Raw genomic sequence first — 14866 nt, 5'->3', positions numbered from 1 at the left:
CGTGAACCGAGCAGCGCTCGGCCTCGCGGTAGGGGCCGGTTACGTCCTCGGACGGACCAAGAAGATGAAGCTGGCGTTCGCCGTCGGAACGATGGTCGCGGGCAAGCGGCTGAAGCTCAGCCCGCGCGCCATCGGCGACCTGGTGACGCAACAGCTGGAGAACAACCCGCAGTTCAAGGAGATCGGCGATCAGCTCCGGCAGGATCTGCGCGGCGTCGGCAAGGCGGCGACCGGAGCGCTCGTGGAGCGGCAGATCGAGGGGCTCGCGGGCCGGCTGCACAGCCGTACGCAAGGGGTGCGCGACCAGATCTCGGGTGTCGCCCCCGACGCGGACGACGTGCGTGACGCCGGTGAGCGGGTCACCCGTGTGGTGCCGGGGCAGACCGTGCGCCGCCGGGACGAGGACGAGGACTCCTACGAGTCCGAGGCCGAGTCCGACGACGATTCCCGCGACGACGGATCCGACGACCGCGACGACCGTGACGAGGGCGACCGGGGCGACGACAGCCCGCGCCGCGCCCGGCGCGGCGAGTCCGGTTCGTCCGGCCGCCGCACCCAGTCCGGGGATCGCACCCGGATGAGCGCGTCGACGTCGAAGCGGGCTCCGGCGAAGAAGACGGCGGCGAAGAAGACCGCCTCGAAGCAGACGGCGGGCAAGAAGACGGCGGCGAAGAAGAGCGCCGCCAAGAGGACCGCCGGCACGGCGACCCGTGCCGCGAAGGGAGGGCGGGACCGTGGCTGAATCCCCCACCAAGACGCTGGGCGGCTTCGCCAAGAGCCAGGCCGCCGACCATCTCAAGTCGGAGGTGCAGGAGTATCTCGCCGCCCAGGCCCAGCGGATGCTGATGGGCGCGGGCCGCAAGCTCGGCCAGACGACGCTGAAGCTGAACGACATCGCCGAGGGCAACAGCCCCGGATTCGCCAAGCTCGCGCTCGACGGCGGCCGCAAGATCGCCGAGGGCAAAGGGCCGATGCGCAGCGCCGTCGAACTCGGCGCGGGCCACCTGAAGGACAAGGTCGTCGGCGGGGTCAAGGGCCTCTTCGGCAAGGGTGGCAAGAAGAAGGGCGGCGCGGGCAAGAAGCCGACCGTCATCATGGAGTTCATCGACGTCGGCGTCGATCTGCGGACCGCGTACGACCAGTGGACGCAGTACCAGGAGTTCAGCACGTTCGCGCGGGGCGTCAAGAACGCGAACCGCGCCGACGACGTCACCTCCGACTGGCAGATGAAGGTGTTCTGGTCGAGCCGGAGCTGGAAGGCGCACACCACCGAGCAGGTCCCCGACGACCGGATCCAGTGGACGTCGGAGGGCGCCAAGGGCACCACCAAGGGCGTCATCACCTTCCACCGGCTCGCCGACCGGCTCACCCGGGTCCTGCTGGTCATCGAGTACTACCCCAAGGGTCTGTTCGAGAAGACCGGCAACATCTGGCGTGCGCAGGGCCGCCGGGCCCGCCTGGACCTCAAGCACTTCGCGCGGTTCGTGACGATCCGCGGCGAGGCGAGCGACGGCTGGCGCGGTGAGATCCGCGACGGCGAGGTGGTCACCAGCCATGAGGACGCCCTCGCCCAGGAGGAAGAGGAGCAGGAGCGCGACCAGGAGCAGGAGGACCAGGAGGAGCAGGAGGAGGGCAAGCCCGCCGACGAGTACGACGAAGAGGCCGGGGAGCAGGAGGAGTCCGAGGACGACGCCGACCCGGACCGCGAGGAGTACGACGACGAGGCGGAGGCCGAGTACGACGACGCCGAGGACGGCTACGAGGACGAGCCGCAGGCCGAGGCGGAGGAGTACGAAGACGGCGACGACGGCGAAGACGGCGAGTACGAGGACTACGCCGAAGAGGACGCCGAGCCGGAAGAGGGCGCCGAGGCGGACGACGAGAAGCCCGCGCGCGGCCGGCAGCGCGCCGGCAGCGGGGCCCGCCGATGAGCATGGCCACCGGCGGTCCCCGGCTCCCTCAGCAGTACGGCGGTGACGGCGGCGGGGCCAACCTCGCCGACATCCTGGAACGGGTCCTCGACAAGGGCATCGTCATCGCGGGTGACATCCGCATCAACCTGCTCGACATCGAACTGCTCACCATCAAGCTCCGTCTGATCGTCGCGTCGATCGACAAGGCGAAGGAGATGGGCATCGACTGGTGGGAGGACGACCCGGCGCTGTCCTCGGGCGCCCGCCGCAAGCAACTCGCTCAGGAGAACGCCGAGTTGAAGAACCGGCTGGCCGAGCTCGAAGAGGCCGTGGAGGGGGAGAGGTCCTGATGACCACGAGCGACCCCGTGGGGCGGCTGCGGTACGTGTACGCCGTGTGCCGGCCGCTCGACGCGCCGTTGCAGGCCGAGCTCGTCGGTGTCGCGGGCGCGCCGACCGAGCAGTTGGAGCACCACGGTCTGGTGGCGATCGTCGCCGACGTGCCGGAGCGGGACTTCGCCGAGGCCCCGCTCCGCGCGCATCTGGAGGACCTCGACTGGCTCACGGCCACCGCCCGCGCGCACCAGACGGTGATCGCCGCCCTCACCACCGTCACCGGACCGCTCCCGCTGCGCCTGGCCACCGTCTTCCGGGACGACAGCGGCGTCCGCGTCATGCTGGAACAGGAGGGCGACCGCTTCCGGGCCTGCCTCGACCGGCTGGCCGGACGCGTCGAGTGGGGCGTGAAGGTCTACGTAGAAGAAGGCGGAGAAGGCGGAGAAGGCGCGGAAGGCGCGAAAGGTGCAGAAGGCGCGGGGGAGGGCCCGGGACAGGGCCCACGGGAGGGAGGCGGGCAGGCGGCCCCCTCCTCCGGGCGGGACTATCTGCGCCGCCGCCGCGCCGAGCGCACCGCACGCGACGACACCTGGCAGCGGGCGGAGCGCTTCGCGCAGGAACTGCACGACGAACTGGCCGGCTGCGCGGCGGACAGCAGGACGCATCCGCCGCAGAACCCCGAACTCGCCCGCGCGAGCGGCCGCAACGTCCTCAACGCGGCGTATCTGGTGGACCGTTCGGAGGCGGAGGCGTTCGTGGAGCGGGTCGACGCCACCAAGGACCGGGAGCCGGGCCTGCGCGTGGAGCTGACCGGGCCGTGGGCCGGCTACTCGTTCGCAGCCATGGGCCCGGAGCCGGACACGGAAACGGACCCGGACACGGAAGGAGGTGAGGGCCGGTGACCGTCGTCGAACGGCGCGAGATCGCTCTCGTCGATCTCCTCGACCGGCTGCTCGCGGGCGGCGTCGTCCTCGCCGGGGACGTCACCCTGCGCATCGCGGACGTCGATCTGGTCCGGATCGACCTGAACGCCCTCATCAGCTCGGTCAACGAACAAGTACCCTCGCCCTGGCCGGAGTTGATGTGACATGGCGCGAATCGAGATCGAACAGGACACCGTCGAGCGCGACCTGATGAAACTGGTCCTCACGGTGGTCGAGCTGCTGCGGCAGCTCATGGAGCGGCAGGCGATCCGCCGCTTCGACACCGGGGATCTGACGGAGGACCAGGAGGAACGGATCGGGCTCACCCTGATGCTCCTGGAGGACCGGATGGCCGAACTCAGGGACCGCTACGACCTGCGGCCCGAGGACCTGAACATCGACCTCGGGCCGCTGGGACCGCTGCTGCCCAGGAGCTGAACTCTCCCTGGGGGAGCACTGCTTGTGCGGGACTACTGCTTGCGGGCCAGGATCTCCCCGTGCGGCACGGCGAACCAGGCGTCGTCGTGCGTACCCCACTCCCGCCAGGTGGCGGAGACCGCCGCCAGCTGGTCGGCGCTCGCGTGCCCGCCCTCCGTGGCGCGGTCGGCGTACGCGGAGGCGACGGTCCGGTCCGCCCACAGACCGCTCCACCAGGCGACCTCGTCCGGCGTCGCGTAGCACCACGCGCCCACCGAGCACGTGACGTCCTCCTGGGCGAAACCGGCCTTCATGGCCCACGACTTGAGGAAGCGGCCGGCGTCCGGCTCCCCGCCGTTGGCGCGGGCGACCCGGCGGTACAGGTCCAGCCAGTCGTCCATGCCGGGCAGTCGCGGGTACCAGGAGAACACCGAGTAGTCGGAGTCCCGGGCCGCGACGATGCCGCCCGGCTTCGTGACGCGCCGCATCTCGCGCAGCGCCTGCACCGGATCACCGACGTGCTGCAGCACCTGGTGCGCGTGCACCACGTCGAACGTGTCGTCGTCCCACTGCAGCGCGTGCACGTCCGCGGTGGTGAACTCCGTGTTCGTCAGGCCCCGTTCGGCCGCCGTGGCCCGCGCCTGCTCCACGATGCCCTCGGCGCTGTCGGCGCCGACGACCCGGCCCTGCGGCACCAGCGCGGCCAGATCGGCGGTGATCGTGCCCGGGCCGCAGCCGATGTCCAGGACGCTCAGGTCCGGCCGGAGCACGCCCGAGTCGAGGAGGTAGGCAGCCGAGTTGGCGGCGGTGCGCCAGGTGTGCGAACGCAGCACGGACTCGTGGTGGCCGTGGGTGTACACGGCGGTCTCCTGCGACATGGCCCGATCCCTTCACGGTGTGGCGGACCGCCCGGCGCGGGACGCCCCGGGCGATGCCATCACCGTACGCCGGACGGCCGTATCTTGAGACCCGTGTCTCACAGTATGGTCAGCGGGCGGTACACGCGCAGCGCCTCGTGCTCCTTGTCGACCGTCAGCACCGGTCCGCACGGGCTCACTTCACCGTCGAAGGCGAGCGGAGTGCCCGGTGCGATCCCGTCCACGCGCAGCCGCGTCATCCGCGTCGCCGTGTGGAACGGGGAGCGGGACAGCGGGCCCGACAGGGCCGCCGCGAGCAGCCGGAAGCCGGGCAGCCGGCCGCCGCCCACCGTGCGTACGTCCAGCAGCCCGTCGGCGAGGGAAGCGCGCCGGCCCGCCGTCAGCCCCATCCGCCGGTAGGTGCAGTTGCCCGCGAAGAGCAGCCACAGCTTGCGGTCACTGCCGCCGATCCGGACGTTCAGCGGATGGTCGCGCCGCAGCACGTGCACCGCCGCCACCACATCGGCGAGGCGTCCGCCGACCCGTGCCGACCAGCGCTCGCGCTCGTGCACCAGCTCCGGGTAGGCACCCAGGCTGAAGGTGTTGAGGAAGATCCCGGAGGTCTCGGCCGAGTGGAAGCGCCCCACGTCGACCGCGACCGCGTCGCCGCCCTGGACGGCCCGCACCAGATCCCCGGCGTCCTCGACGCCGAGGTCGTACGCGAAGTGATTGAGGGTGCCGCCGGGCAGCACCGCCAGCGGCAGCCCGTGCTCCAGGGCCACCCGCGCCGCCGTGTTCACCGAGCCGTCGCCGCCCGAGATGCCGAGCGCGCGGGCGTGCGACGCGGCCTTCTGGAGGACGGGGACGAGATCACCGCCCGTGAACTCCACGAACTCCGCCGCGGGCAGCGCGTCCCGCAGCGCCTTCACCTTCTCCGGCGTGCCCGCGTTCGTGTTCACCACCATCACCAGGCCCTCGCCGCCCGGCAGCGCCGGCACGTCGTCGACCAGCGGACGCCCCGGCGACGGCATCTGGTCGCGCGTCGGCACCAGACCGCGTACGGCGAATGCGGCACCCACCCCGAGCGCCGCCCCCACCAGGACGTCGCCCGGGAAGTGGGCGCCGGTGTAGACGCGGGAGGCCGCCACGGAGATCGCCACCGGCGCCAGGGCCGCACCCATGCCCCGCGACTCCAGCGCCACCCCCGTCGCGAAGGCGGCGGCCGACGCCGCGTGCCCCGAGGGGAACGACGTGGTGAACGGCTGCCGCTTCAGCCGCCGGGCCAGCGGAACCGGGTCGAGCAGCGGCCGGGCGCGGCGCACCGACCGCTTCCCGAGCGTATTGATGGTCGCCGAGGCCACGGCGAGGGACGCGACCCCGCGCACGGCGGCCCGGCGGGCCTTCGGTGATCCGCTCAGGGCGAGCGCACCGCCGATCCCGAACCAAAGCACCCCGTGGTTGGCGGCCCGGCTGAGCCGGGGCAGGACCCGCTCCGCGCCGGGCCAGTTCGACCCGGCGGCGAATTCGAAGACGCGCCGGTCCAGGGCGGCGAGCCGCCCCCGCAGGGACGGGCCGGGCTTGGTCACGGCCGGTGAGGGCGAGATGAGGTCGGCGAAGAAGTCGGCACACATGGAACGACGGTTACCCCGTGCCGGGCCCCGCACCCGGCCCCGGCCTGCCAATTCATTTGCCCGTCACCCGCACGGGCGTCCAGAATGCGGGATCATGGGACATCTGGAAGCCGCGCACCTCGAGTACTACTTGCCGGACGGGCGGGCGCTGCTCGGTGATGTCTCGTTCCGGGTCGGCGAAGGCGCAGTCGTCGCCCTGGTCGGACCGAACGGCGCGGGCAAGACCACCCTGCTCCGCCTGATCTCCGGCGAGCTCCAGCCGCACGGCGGCTCGGTCACGGTCGGTGGCGGCCTCGGTGTGATGCGCCAGTTCGTCGGCTCGGTCCGCGACGACACGACCGTACGCGACCTGCTCGTCTCCGTCGCCCAGCCCCGGCTCCGCGAGGCCGCGAAGGCGGTCGACAAGGCCGAGCACGCGATCATGACGGTCGACGACGAGGCCGCGCAGATGAGCTACGCGCAGGCGCTCGCCGACTGGGCCGAGGTCCAGGGCTACGAGGCGGAGACGCTCTGGGACATGTGCACCATGGCCGCGCTCGGCGTCCCCTACGACAAGGCACAGTTCCGCGCGATCAGCACCCTCTCCGGCGGCGAACAGAAGCGCCTGGTCCTGGAGGCGCTGCTGCGCGGCCAGGACGAGGTCCTGCTCCTCGACGAGCCGGACAACTACCTCGACGTCCCCGGCAAGCGCTGGCTGGAGGAGAAGCTCCGCGAGACCCGCAAGACGGTTCTCTTCGTCTCCCACGACCGCGAGCTGCTCGCCCGCTCCGCCGAGAAGATCGTCAGCGTCGAGCCCGGCCCTGGCGGCGCCGACGCCTGGGTGCACGGCGGCGGCTTCGCCACGTACCACGAGGCCCGCCGTGAGCGCTTCGCCCGCTTCGAGGAGCTGCGCCGCCGCTGGGACGAGAAGCACGCCCAGCTCAAGAAGCTCGTGATCAACCTCCGGCAGGCCGCCGCGGTCAGCCACGAGATGGCCTCCCGCTACGCCGCCGCGCAGACCCGGCTGCGCAAGTTCGAGGAGGCGGGCCCGCCGCCGGAGCCGCCGCGCGAGCAGGACATCACCATGCGCCTGAAGGGCGGCCGCACCGGGGTGCGCGCCGTCACGTGCAAGGGCCTGGAGCTGACCGGCCTCATGCAGCCGTTCGACCTGGAGGTCTTCTACGGCGAACGTGTCGCGGTCCTCGGCTCGAACGGCTCGGGCAAGTCGCACTTCCTGCGGCTGCTGGCGGGCGACGACTCGGTGGCGCACACCGGCGCCTGGAAGCTGGGCGCGCGCGTGGTCCCCGGCCACTTCGCCCAGACCCACGCCCACCCCGAACTCCAGGGCCGCCCGCTGCTCGACATCCTGTGGCGCGACCACGCCAAGGACCGCGGCGCGGCCATGTCCCTGCTGCGCCGCTACGAGCTGACGGCCCAGGCCGAGCAGAACTTCGAGCGGCTCTCGGGCGGCCAGCAGGCCCGCTTCCAGATCCTGCTGCTCGAACTGGAGGGCGCCACCGCACTGCTCCTGGACGAGCCCACGGACAACCTCGATCTGGAGTCGGCCGAAGCCCTCCAGGAAGGCCTGGAGGCCTTCGACGGCACCGTCCTGTCGGTCACCCACGACCGCTGGTTCGCCCGCGCCTTCGACCGCTACCTGGTCTTCGGCTCGGACGGCCGGGTCCGCGAGACCACGGAGCCCGTCTGGGACGAGCGCAGGGTGGAGCGCGCCCGCTGACGGGGCGCCTCAGCCGCCCCAGCGCAGCAGCGCGCCGAGGCCGCCGGCGGGTCCGGCACCCGGATCCGCCCCGGCCACCGACACCGCGTCGGCGCCCGCGGCGACCGCGCACCGCAGCAGCGCGTCGTCGGCCCGCGCCGGCACCGCGTCCCGCGCGCCGAGCACTGCCGGCTCGTCCGGGCGCACCCCGACCTGGTCGGGCTCGGCGCCCACCCAGACCGACCGGTGCGCGTCCGGCCCGTCGGCCCGGATCAGCAGCTGCGCGATGCGGTGCTCGTGCGCGGCGTCGACCAGCGCGGCCACACCTTCCGCGGCCTCCTCGCCCCGTCCGCGCGCGGCGGCGAACACCTCCGCCTCGTGCGCGGCGCGGGCCCGGACCAGCTCGGCGCCGAGCCGTTCGTCGCCCGCACCGGGCCGGGCCCGCAGCGCCCGTTCCCGTACCGCCGCGGGCAGCCGCTCGTGCACGGCCGCGCACTCCGCGTCGTCGCCGACCAGCACCACGAGATCGGCCCGCGTCTCGGCCTGACAGCGCACGAGCGCCTCGGCGATCTCGGCGGCGCTCCGCTCCGGGGAGTCCGCCGCCCACAGCGGGAGATGCCGCTCCGCGCGGCGCGGTCCGTCCCCCGCGTCCGGCCACAGTTCGAGAGCCGCGCCCTCCCGGTCGACGCGCACGACCAGGCACAGCGGGTCCTCGCCGGCCAGGTCCAGCAGGGGAGCGGTGTGCGGCAGGGCCGCCCAGTGCACCGACGTACCGGGCGGCGCCGTGCTCAACGCCGGGTCGAGGACCACCTCACCGCGGGTGGCGAAGAACGCCCGCCCGACCGGCTCGGGAGCGTGCCGCAGCTCGTCGACGGCCATCCGCACCGCGTGGCACGTGGCCTCGTCGGCACCGGCACAGGCAAGCGCCCGCTGCACCGCCAGCGCCTCCAGCGTGCGCTCCTCGTCGGTGGAGGCGCGGTAGCGGGACGCGTCGACGTACACGGACGCCCAGGGTCCCGGCCGGTCGCACAGTGGGGTGAGGAACGCGAGGTCCATGTCTGTCTCCCGGAGATCGTGGGCGCGGTGGGACGGGATACCGCGTTCGGGAGCGGGTACCCGGCGCGCTCGCGGGCAGGCGGCAGGTGACACGCACGAGTGAAAGGGGCGTGTCCGGAGCGCCACTCGGTGTGGGGGACGATAGTGGGGCGGATGGGGACCGGTGCCTGGTGCAGGCGTCGTCGCCAGAGCCCGGCGGCAGTCGTACGCTGCTGGGTCGGTGGACGCACGGGCGCGCGGGACGCCCGCGCGCACGACGTGTCATGACAGGTCATCACGAGGAGTCAGGGTGGCGAGAACGTCCTTGCGGACGGAAGACGTCGACCGGGCGATGGAAGCGATCAAGGAAGCTTTCTACAGCAACCGGCTGGACGTGCTGTCACGCCCCGAGCGGTTCGGCGCCGCGTTCGAGGTGCTCGAACTGGGCGGGATCACCGTCGGGGATCTCAGGTGCGGGGCCGATGTCCGGGTGCGCTGCGGGGAGCTGGGCTCCTACCACGTGAACATCCCGGTCGGCGCCGCGCTGTCCTGGCACCAGGCGAGCGGCCCCGGGCAGCTCACCCCGCCCGGCGCGGCCGCCCTCTTCCAGCCGGTCGGCACCACATCCGTGGACCAGTGGACCGGCGACGGCCGGATCATCGCACTGAAGATCGAACGGTCCCTGCTGGAAGGGCGCGTGGAGGAGCTGACCGGCCGGTCGCTGCGCGGGCCGCTCGTCCTGGAACCCGCCCTGGACCTGACGCGCGGGCGCGGCAGGGCCTGGGCGCAACTCGTCGGAACGCTCGTCGACGGTCTCGGCGAGGACGTCCACCTGCTCCAGCATCCGCTGGTCGCGGCCCCGCTGCGGGACGCCGTCGTCAACGGCCTGCTGCTGAGCGCCGATCACCACTACCGCGACCTGTTGGACCGGCCCGCCGGCGGGCTGCGCCCCACCCCGGTCAAGCGCGCCATGGACGCGATGCGCGAGCGCCCCGAACACCCCTTCACCACCGCCGAACTCGCCGGCCAGGCGCGGGTCGGCGTGCGCTGGCTCCAGGAGGCGTTCGCGCGCTACGTGGGCATGCCGCCGATGGCGTACCTGCGCTCGATCCGCCTGGAGCGGGCCCACGCCGAGCTGCTCGACGCGGACCCGCGCTCGGCGTCCGTCAGCGACATCGCCCACCGGTGGGGCTTCGGGCACCTGGGGCGGTTCGCCGAGCAGTACCGGGCCAAGTACGGCCAGGTACCGTCCCATACGCTGCGCACCGTCGACGGTGACGCGGCGTGGAGCCCTCAACTCCCTTGACGCACCCGGCTCATACGCCGCTGACCTGCTCAAGGAGCGCCGCGTCGAATGCCTTGAGGTCGTCCGGGCGGCGGCTGGTGACCAGCACGTTCGGCCCGCCGGTGCAGATCTTGACCTGCTCGTCGACCCACGTGCCGCCCGCGTTGCGGATGTCGGTGGCCAGACTCGGCCACGACGTCAGCGTGCGGCCGCGCACCACGTCCGCCTCGACCAGCGTCCACGCGGCGTGACAGATCGCCGCGACCGGCAGACCCCGCGTGAAGAAGTCCCGGACGAACGCCACCGCGTCCGGATCGGTGCGCAGCTGGTCGGGGTTGGCCACCCCGCCCGGCAGCACCAGCGCGTCGAAGCCCTCGGCGCCGGTGGCCGCCAGATCCGCGACCGTCTTCTCGACCGGGAACGTGTCCGCCTTGTCGAGGTGGTGGAACGCCTGCACCTCGCCGTGGCGCGTCGACACGAGCACGGGCTCACCGCCCGCGTCCCGCACGGCCTGCCAGGGGTCGGTCAGCTCCACCTGCTCGACGCCCTCGGGTGCCACCAGGAACGCGATGCGCATCAGTCGCTCAACTCCCTCGTACGGATCGATCTGTTGGTTCTGTCGGTTCTGCCGGGTCTGCCGGGTCTGTCGTCGGTGCGGCGCCGCTGATCTCGGCGAGCGCCGACGCCGGATCCTGGGCGACCGCCAGATCGCCCAGGCTCACCATGCCCACCGCCCGGCCGTCCTCGACGACCGGCAGGCGGCGCACCGAGTGCTCCCGCATCAGGGTCACCGCGGTGGACACCGGGTCGTCCGGGCCGACCGCCACCGGATGTGGGGTGCACACCGCCTCGGCGCTGACGGTCAGCGGGTCCGCGCCGTCGGCCACGGCGCGCAGCGTGATGTCCCGGTCCGTGAGCACTCCGACGAGTCCCAGCTCGTCCGCGACCAGGACATCACCGATGTCCTGGGCCCGCATCAGCTGCGCGGCCTCGACGAGTGAGGCGTCGGGGCGTACCGCCACTACGCCTGGTGTCATGACTTCCCTGACCACATCGGCCATGACCGCCGGCCTTTCCGCCCGCTCGGGCTGGTCCGTGACCCCGGCCGCAGTACCCGTGCGGGGTCCGTTCATTCCTGGTCGCCGATGAGGGCGCCGGCCAGTTCCGACGCCGTACGGAATTCCGTGTCCGGCGCCAGCGCGGCCACCCGCTCGACGAGCGCGTCGGGCGCGGACCGTTCGCGCAGCGTCGCCGCGAGCGGCGCCGGCGTCGCCGGGAACGAGGTACGGCCGAGCAACCGCCCGAGTTCGTGCCGGAGCGCTTCGAGGCGGCCGGGTCCGTGGCCGGGGAGCACCGGGCCACCCGCCACTTCGGGATCGTCGTCGGCCACCGGCTCCGGATCGTGCCACTCGGCGCTCCGCGTGGGATGTCCGGACCGCAACAGCCCCTGCAACTCGTGCTTCATCTCGTCGTCCCGGTGCGCGCTGTGCCGGTCGCTGCCTCGCTGCATCTGTCCCTCCTGTGACTGGGTGGTGCCCGACCGCGTACCCGACGGCCCACCCCTGACACCTGCCGCTCCGCCCGCGCACCGGCCGCCCGGCCATACCTGTGAGCGCGGCCGTGTTTGTCCCGGCATCGCAGGGGCAGCCGGAGGTGAGTGCTTCGGACAGGAGGCACGTCCGTGGGACGGACGGGTACGCACGGCGTACCGGTCCCCGGGACAGCGAAGAGCTGTACCGGCCCCGGGTGTGCCGACTCCGCTTCCGGGCGCGGCTCCCACGGTGACCACCGCCAAGGCACCACAACGCACCACCAGGGAGTTGCGATCCATGCGTACGAACGCATCTCTGCGCCCGGTCAAGCCGGGGCAGCGACACCCTCACGACGACGCGCCCGACACCGCCGAGGCCTTCACCCGCCTCTGCGACCTGCCCGACGGCCCCGAGCGCACGGAGCTGCGCCGTGAGGTCGTGGAGGCCTGGCTGCCGATGGCCGACCGGCTCGCGAGCCGCTTCCGCAACCGCGGCGAGTCTCTCGACGACCTGCGCCAGGTGGCGGCCCTCGGCCTGGTCAAGGCCGTCGACCGGTACGACCCGGAACTCGGCAACGCCTTCGAGAGCTACGCCGTCCCCACGGTCACCGGTGAGATCAAGCGCCACTTCCGAGACCACATGTGGACCCTGCACGTGCCCCGTCGCGTCCAGGACCTGCGCAATCGCGTGCGGTTCGCGCAGCACGAGCTCTCCCAGACCGTCTCGGGGCGGGCGCCGACGCTCAGCGAGATCGCGACGCTGGCCGGCATGACCGAGGACGAGGCCCGTACCGGTCTCGAGGCCCTGGAGAGCTTCACCGCGCTCTCGCTCGACGCGGAGCTGCCGGGCAGCGACGACGGCTACTCGCTGGCCGACGCGCTCGGTTCCGTCGACCCCGCGCTCGACATCGTCGTCGACCGGGAGGCCGTCAAGCCGCGCCTGGCCGAGCTGCCCGAACGGGAGCAGCAGATCCTGTACATGCGCTTCTTCGGGGACATGACGCAGAGCCGCATCGCCGAACAGCTGGGCATCTCGCAGATGCACGTGTCCCGGCTGATCAGCCGCTGCTGCGACCGGCTGCGCGACCAGGTCCTGGCCGATGCAGCCTAGGACTTGTCGGACACGGTGAGCCCGGTCATCGGCGCATCGCCAGCGCTATGTGCCGGGACATCACGTCCAGGGCCTGCGCCTCCGCCATCGAGAACGCCAGGCGGCCCGCGGACCGGAACAGGGTGAGGACGCCCTGGACCGGTTCGCCGGGGGACGGGATCAGCGGGACGCACAACAGCGAGGTGACGTCGGCGCGTACGAGGACCGGGGCGCCGGACGCGTCCGGGCCAAGCGCCAGCGGATCCTCGGGGCGCACCAGCAGCGCGGGAGCGCCGCCGCGGGCCGCCTCCACGATGAGCGGGGCGGTGGCCGGATCCTGCCCGGCGATGTCCCGCACCGCCGCGTCGTCGGTGCCGAGCACACAGGCCCGGGTCAGGCGGGCCGCTCCCGCGTCCGCCGTCACCCAGTCCGCGAAGCGGGCGTGCAGGATCCGCGCGGCGCGCCGCAGCACCTCGGGCGGGTCGCCGGCCGGAGCGCCCAGCAGCTCCCGGGACATCGCGTCCAGCAGGTCCATCACGGCCTGATGGCGGCTGGTCTCGGCGAGATCGGGGACCGGCGCCGTGGAGCGGTCCGGGCGGTGCTGAGCGGCGGCGGAGCCGTCGTCGGCGGGCTGGAGCAGCACGAGGACGGTGGTGCGCGGCTCGCTGCCCGGGCGCAGCCCCGTCAGGGTCGCCCGGACCGGCTCGTGCGCGGACTGCTGGAGATGGACGGTCATCCCGCGGTCCCCTTCGCCCCGGGCGACCGCGGCGACCTGCGAGCGGAACGCGGCCCGGTCCGCGTGCGCGAGCAGACCGGTGAGCGGCCGGCCGCTCGCGTACCCGGCCCGCACCCCGGTGAAGTTCGTCGCGGCGAAGTTGAGGCGGCGCACCACACACTCGCGGTCCACGAGCGCCACCGGCAGCGGAAGCCGCTGGAAGACGGCGCGCAGCAACTGCTGCTCCTGTCGATCGGCGGTGACCGGACGCCCTCCGGATCCACCGCCCTCGGCGGTCAGTTGCTCGTACCAGGGCCACAACTTGCCCACCACATGGTCGAGTTCGAAGAGGGCGGCGTCGAGCACGGCGGGAAGTTCGTCCGTCGGCACGGAACGGGTGGCCTTCAACTCCCCCACCCGGCGCACGAAGTCCGCCAGTTCCTCACCGAACTCCTCCAATTGCGCCATGCCGAGAACCTATCCCGGAGAGCTGTTTTCCGGGGCGGAGTGAGGGAAGCCGAAGCCGTGAGGAGGCGTTCTCCGATGCGCGAAGCCGATCGGAACGAAGCAGAGACCGCACCACAGCGGGCGTTCGGAACGTTTGCCGCGGAGCCCTCGCGGCTCGCGCCCGAGGCGCCCGAGCCGGGACTTCCGGCCCGCCGTCTGTCCGAACTCGCGGAGGAGGCCGTGCGCTGCACCGCCGACTGCTGCGGCGCCGTCGCGACCGTCAGCGACGGCAGCGGCGAGCGGCCCTCCGCCGCCACCCATCCTGACCTGACCGCGCTTCTCTCCGTGCAGCTGCGGTCGGGCGAGGGGCCCATTCCCGTCGCCGAGGAACGCGGCAGTCCGGTCGACGCCACCGACCTGCTGCGGGACCGGCGCTGGCCGCAGTACCGGGCGGTCGCGCTCGACTCCGGAGTGCGCTCCAGCGTGACGATCCCGTTCCGCAGCGCCGATCTCACCGTCACGCTCAGCCTGTACAGCTTCCGCCCCGGGACCCTGGTGGACGCCCCGCACGGCCCGGTCCGCGCCCTCGGCGACCTCGCCGCCACCTGCATGGTCCGCGACCGCTCCTACCGGGCGGCCCTCGCGGAGCTGGACCAGCTGGGCGCCGCACTGCGCACCCGGCCCGTCGTCGACCAGGCGTGCGGGATCGTCATGCACGTGCTGGGCTGCGACGCGGACGCCGCGTTCACCGTGCTGCGCCGGGTCTCGCAGGCGACGAACCGCAAACTGTCCGAGGTCGCGTCCGCTGTCGTCGAGAAACGGGGGCGCGGGTTGGAACGGGAGTTCGCGGCGCTGACCCGGTGAGGTGGCGCGTTGCCGGGTGCGGCTCCGGTGGGGGCTGGTCGCGCAGTTCCCCGCGCCCCTGGATGCGAGCTTCGCTCGCCCAGGGGAAGGCGCGCGAAGCGCAGGCCTTCAGGGGCGCGGGGAACTG

The 14866-nt window shown here is 72.9% G+C and carries 17 protein-coding genes; 10 read left to right on the top strand and 7 right to left on the bottom strand.

Features of this window, described 5'->3' with window-relative positions:
• The first annotated feature begins 1 nt into the window (after position 1).
• Genes ACFVDP_RS43130 through ACFVDP_RS43105 form a run of 6 tightly spaced genes read left to right on the top strand, consistent with a single transcriptional unit; the run spans position 2 to position 3609 of the window.
• Positions 2-742: a DNA primase gene (locus tag ACFVDP_RS43130; RefSeq protein ID WP_383503178.1), complete on the top strand. Its 741-nt coding sequence runs from the start codon at positions 2-4 to the stop codon at positions 740-742.
• The gene (locus ACFVDP_RS43125) at positions 735-1931 is read left to right on the top strand and encodes an SRPBCC family protein (RefSeq protein WP_383503176.1); all 1197 of its coding nucleotides are present in this window, start codon (positions 735-737) and stop codon (positions 1929-1931) included. The genes ACFVDP_RS43130 and ACFVDP_RS43125 overlap by 8 nt, the downstream gene beginning before the upstream one ends.
• Positions 1932-1933: 2 nt before the next feature.
• Positions 1934-2263, top strand: a complete 330-nt coding sequence (locus ACFVDP_RS43120) for a gas vesicle protein (RefSeq protein ID WP_383503209.1) — start codon at positions 1934-1936, stop codon at positions 2261-2263.
• On the top strand, positions 2263-3150 hold the full coding sequence (locus ACFVDP_RS43115) for a GvpL/GvpF family gas vesicle protein (RefSeq protein ID WP_383503174.1): 888 nt from the start codon (positions 2263-2265) through the stop codon (positions 3148-3150). Before ACFVDP_RS43120 ends, ACFVDP_RS43115 begins: the two co-directional genes overlap by 1 nt.
• On the top strand, positions 3147-3335 hold the full coding sequence (locus ACFVDP_RS43110) for a gas vesicle protein (protein ID WP_383503172.1): 189 nt from the start codon (positions 3147-3149) through the stop codon (positions 3333-3335). The genes ACFVDP_RS43115 and ACFVDP_RS43110 overlap by 4 nt, the downstream gene beginning before the upstream one ends.
• A gap of 1 nt (position 3336) precedes the next feature.
• Positions 3337-3609: a gas vesicle protein K gene (locus ACFVDP_RS43105; RefSeq protein WP_353945738.1), complete on the top strand. Its 273-nt coding sequence runs from the start codon at positions 3337-3339 to the stop codon at positions 3607-3609.
• Between the two features lie 32 nt (positions 3610-3641).
• Here the strand turns inward: ACFVDP_RS43105 and ACFVDP_RS43100 are convergent, their stop codons facing one another.
• Entirely contained in the window at positions 3642-4466 is an 825-nt protein-coding gene (locus ACFVDP_RS43100; RefSeq protein ID WP_383503170.1) for a class I SAM-dependent methyltransferase, read from the bottom strand.
• 98 nt (positions 4467-4564) lie between these two features.
• Complete coding sequence (locus ACFVDP_RS43095) at positions 4565-6076, bottom strand: bifunctional phosphatase PAP2/diacylglycerol kinase family protein (RefSeq protein ID WP_383503168.1); 1512 nt, start codon at positions 6074-6076, stop codon at positions 4565-4567.
• A gap of 94 nt (positions 6077-6170) precedes the next feature.
• On the opposite strand from ACFVDP_RS43095, the gene ACFVDP_RS43090 reads away from it, so the two are divergent.
• Positions 6171-7793 carry an ABC-F family ATP-binding cassette domain-containing protein gene (locus tag ACFVDP_RS43090; RefSeq protein ID WP_383503166.1) on the top strand — a complete coding sequence of 541 codons (1623 nt, stop codon included), beginning with the start codon at positions 6171-6173 and terminating at the stop codon, positions 7791-7793.
• Between the two features lie 9 nt (positions 7794-7802).
• Here ACFVDP_RS43090 and ACFVDP_RS43085 read toward each other — a convergent pair whose 3' ends face one another.
• Positions 7803-8828: a hypothetical protein gene (locus ACFVDP_RS43085; RefSeq protein ID WP_383503164.1), complete on the bottom strand. Its 1026-nt coding sequence runs from the start codon at positions 8826-8828 to the stop codon at positions 7803-7805.
• Between the two features lie 289 nt (positions 8829-9117).
• On the opposite strand from ACFVDP_RS43085, the gene ACFVDP_RS43080 reads away from it, so the two are divergent.
• Positions 9118-10113: an AraC family transcriptional regulator gene (locus tag ACFVDP_RS43080; protein WP_383503162.1), complete on the top strand. Its 996-nt coding sequence runs from the start codon at positions 9118-9120 to the stop codon at positions 10111-10113.
• Between the two features lie 10 nt (positions 10114-10123).
• Here ACFVDP_RS43080 and ACFVDP_RS43075 read toward each other — a convergent pair whose 3' ends face one another.
• The 3 genes from ACFVDP_RS43075 to ACFVDP_RS43065 all read right to left on the bottom strand — a co-directional run bounded on the left by ACFVDP_RS43075 (position 10124) and on the right by ACFVDP_RS43065 (position 11602).
• On the bottom strand, positions 10124-10669 hold the full coding sequence (locus tag ACFVDP_RS43075) for a type 1 glutamine amidotransferase domain-containing protein (RefSeq protein WP_353945745.1): 546 nt from the start codon (positions 10667-10669) through the stop codon (positions 10124-10126).
• 7 nt (positions 10670-10676) lie between these two features.
• On the bottom strand, positions 10677-11153 hold the full coding sequence (locus ACFVDP_RS43070) for a CBS domain-containing protein (RefSeq protein ID WP_383503160.1): 477 nt from the start codon (positions 11151-11153) through the stop codon (positions 10677-10679).
• A 68-nt stretch (positions 11154-11221) separates the two neighbouring features.
• Complete coding sequence (locus tag ACFVDP_RS43065) at positions 11222-11602, bottom strand: hypothetical protein (protein ID WP_383503158.1); 381 nt, start codon at positions 11600-11602, stop codon at positions 11222-11224.
• Between the two features lie 319 nt (positions 11603-11921).
• Here ACFVDP_RS43065 and ACFVDP_RS43060 point away from each other — a divergent pair, with 319 nt between their 5' ends.
• Positions 11922-12734: an RNA polymerase sigma factor SigF gene (locus tag ACFVDP_RS43060; protein ID WP_383503156.1), complete on the top strand. Its 813-nt coding sequence runs from the start codon at positions 11922-11924 to the stop codon at positions 12732-12734.
• A gap of 25 nt (positions 12735-12759) precedes the next feature.
• Here ACFVDP_RS43060 and ACFVDP_RS43055 read toward each other — a convergent pair whose 3' ends face one another.
• Positions 12760-13896 carry a PAS domain-containing protein gene (locus tag ACFVDP_RS43055; RefSeq protein WP_383503153.1) on the bottom strand — a complete coding sequence of 379 codons (1137 nt, stop codon included), beginning with the start codon at positions 13894-13896 and terminating at the stop codon, positions 12760-12762.
• A gap of 75 nt (positions 13897-13971) precedes the next feature.
• On the opposite strand from ACFVDP_RS43055, the gene ACFVDP_RS43050 reads away from it, so the two are divergent.
• Positions 13972-14739: an ANTAR domain-containing response regulator gene (locus tag ACFVDP_RS43050; RefSeq protein ID WP_383503151.1), complete on the top strand. Its 768-nt coding sequence runs from the start codon at positions 13972-13974 to the stop codon at positions 14737-14739.
• Positions 14740-14866: the final 127 nt, after the last annotated feature.

The organism is Streptomyces sp. NPDC057694 (genome assembly GCF_042799415.1).
Lineage (GTDB): Bacteria > Actinomycetota > Actinomycetes > Streptomycetales > Streptomycetaceae > Streptomyces.
This window is presented reverse-complemented; position numbering and strand designations above follow the sequence as displayed.

What these genes read in the sequence shown, in the direction of transcription:
- ACFVDP_RS43070 (WP_383503160.1), bottom strand. Translation starts at nt 11,153, where the DNA reads ATGGCCGATGTGGTCAGGGAAGTCATGACACCAGGCGTAGTGGCGGTA.
- ACFVDP_RS43050 (WP_383503151.1), top strand. Translation starts at nt 13,972, where the DNA reads ATGCGCGAAGCCGATCGGAACGAAGCAGAGACCGCACCACAGCGGGCG.
- ACFVDP_RS43085 (WP_383503164.1), bottom strand. Translation starts at nt 8,828, where the DNA reads ATGGACCTCGCGTTCCTCACCCCACTGTGCGACCGGCCGGGACCCTGG.
- ACFVDP_RS43105 (WP_353945738.1), top strand. Translation starts at nt 3,337, where the DNA reads ATGGCGCGAATCGAGATCGAACAGGACACCGTCGAGCGCGACCTGATG.
- ACFVDP_RS43060 (WP_383503156.1), top strand. Translation starts at nt 11,922, where the DNA reads ATGCGTACGAACGCATCTCTGCGCCCGGTCAAGCCGGGGCAGCGACAC.
- ACFVDP_RS43090 (WP_383503166.1), top strand. Translation starts at nt 6,171, where the DNA reads ATGGGACATCTGGAAGCCGCGCACCTCGAGTACTACTTGCCGGACGGG.
- ACFVDP_RS43065 (WP_383503158.1), bottom strand. Translation starts at nt 11,602, where the DNA reads ATGCAGCGAGGCAGCGACCGGCACAGCGCGCACCGGGACGACGAGATG.
- ACFVDP_RS43115 (WP_383503174.1), top strand. Translation starts at nt 2,263, where the DNA reads ATGACCACGAGCGACCCCGTGGGGCGGCTGCGGTACGTGTACGCCGTG.
- ACFVDP_RS43055 (WP_383503153.1), bottom strand. Translation starts at nt 13,896, where the DNA reads ATGGCGCAATTGGAGGAGTTCGGTGAGGAACTGGCGGACTTCGTGCGC.
- ACFVDP_RS43095 (WP_383503168.1), bottom strand. Translation starts at nt 6,076, where the DNA reads ATGTGTGCCGACTTCTTCGCCGACCTCATCTCGCCCTCACCGGCCGTG.
- ACFVDP_RS43120 (WP_383503209.1), top strand. Translation starts at nt 1,934, where the DNA reads ATGGCCACCGGCGGTCCCCGGCTCCCTCAGCAGTACGGCGGTGACGGC.
- ACFVDP_RS43100 (WP_383503170.1), bottom strand. Translation starts at nt 4,466, where the DNA reads ATGTCGCAGGAGACCGCCGTGTACACCCACGGCCACCACGAGTCCGTG.
- ACFVDP_RS43075 (WP_353945745.1), bottom strand. Translation starts at nt 10,669, where the DNA reads ATGCGCATCGCGTTCCTGGTGGCACCCGAGGGCGTCGAGCAGGTGGAG.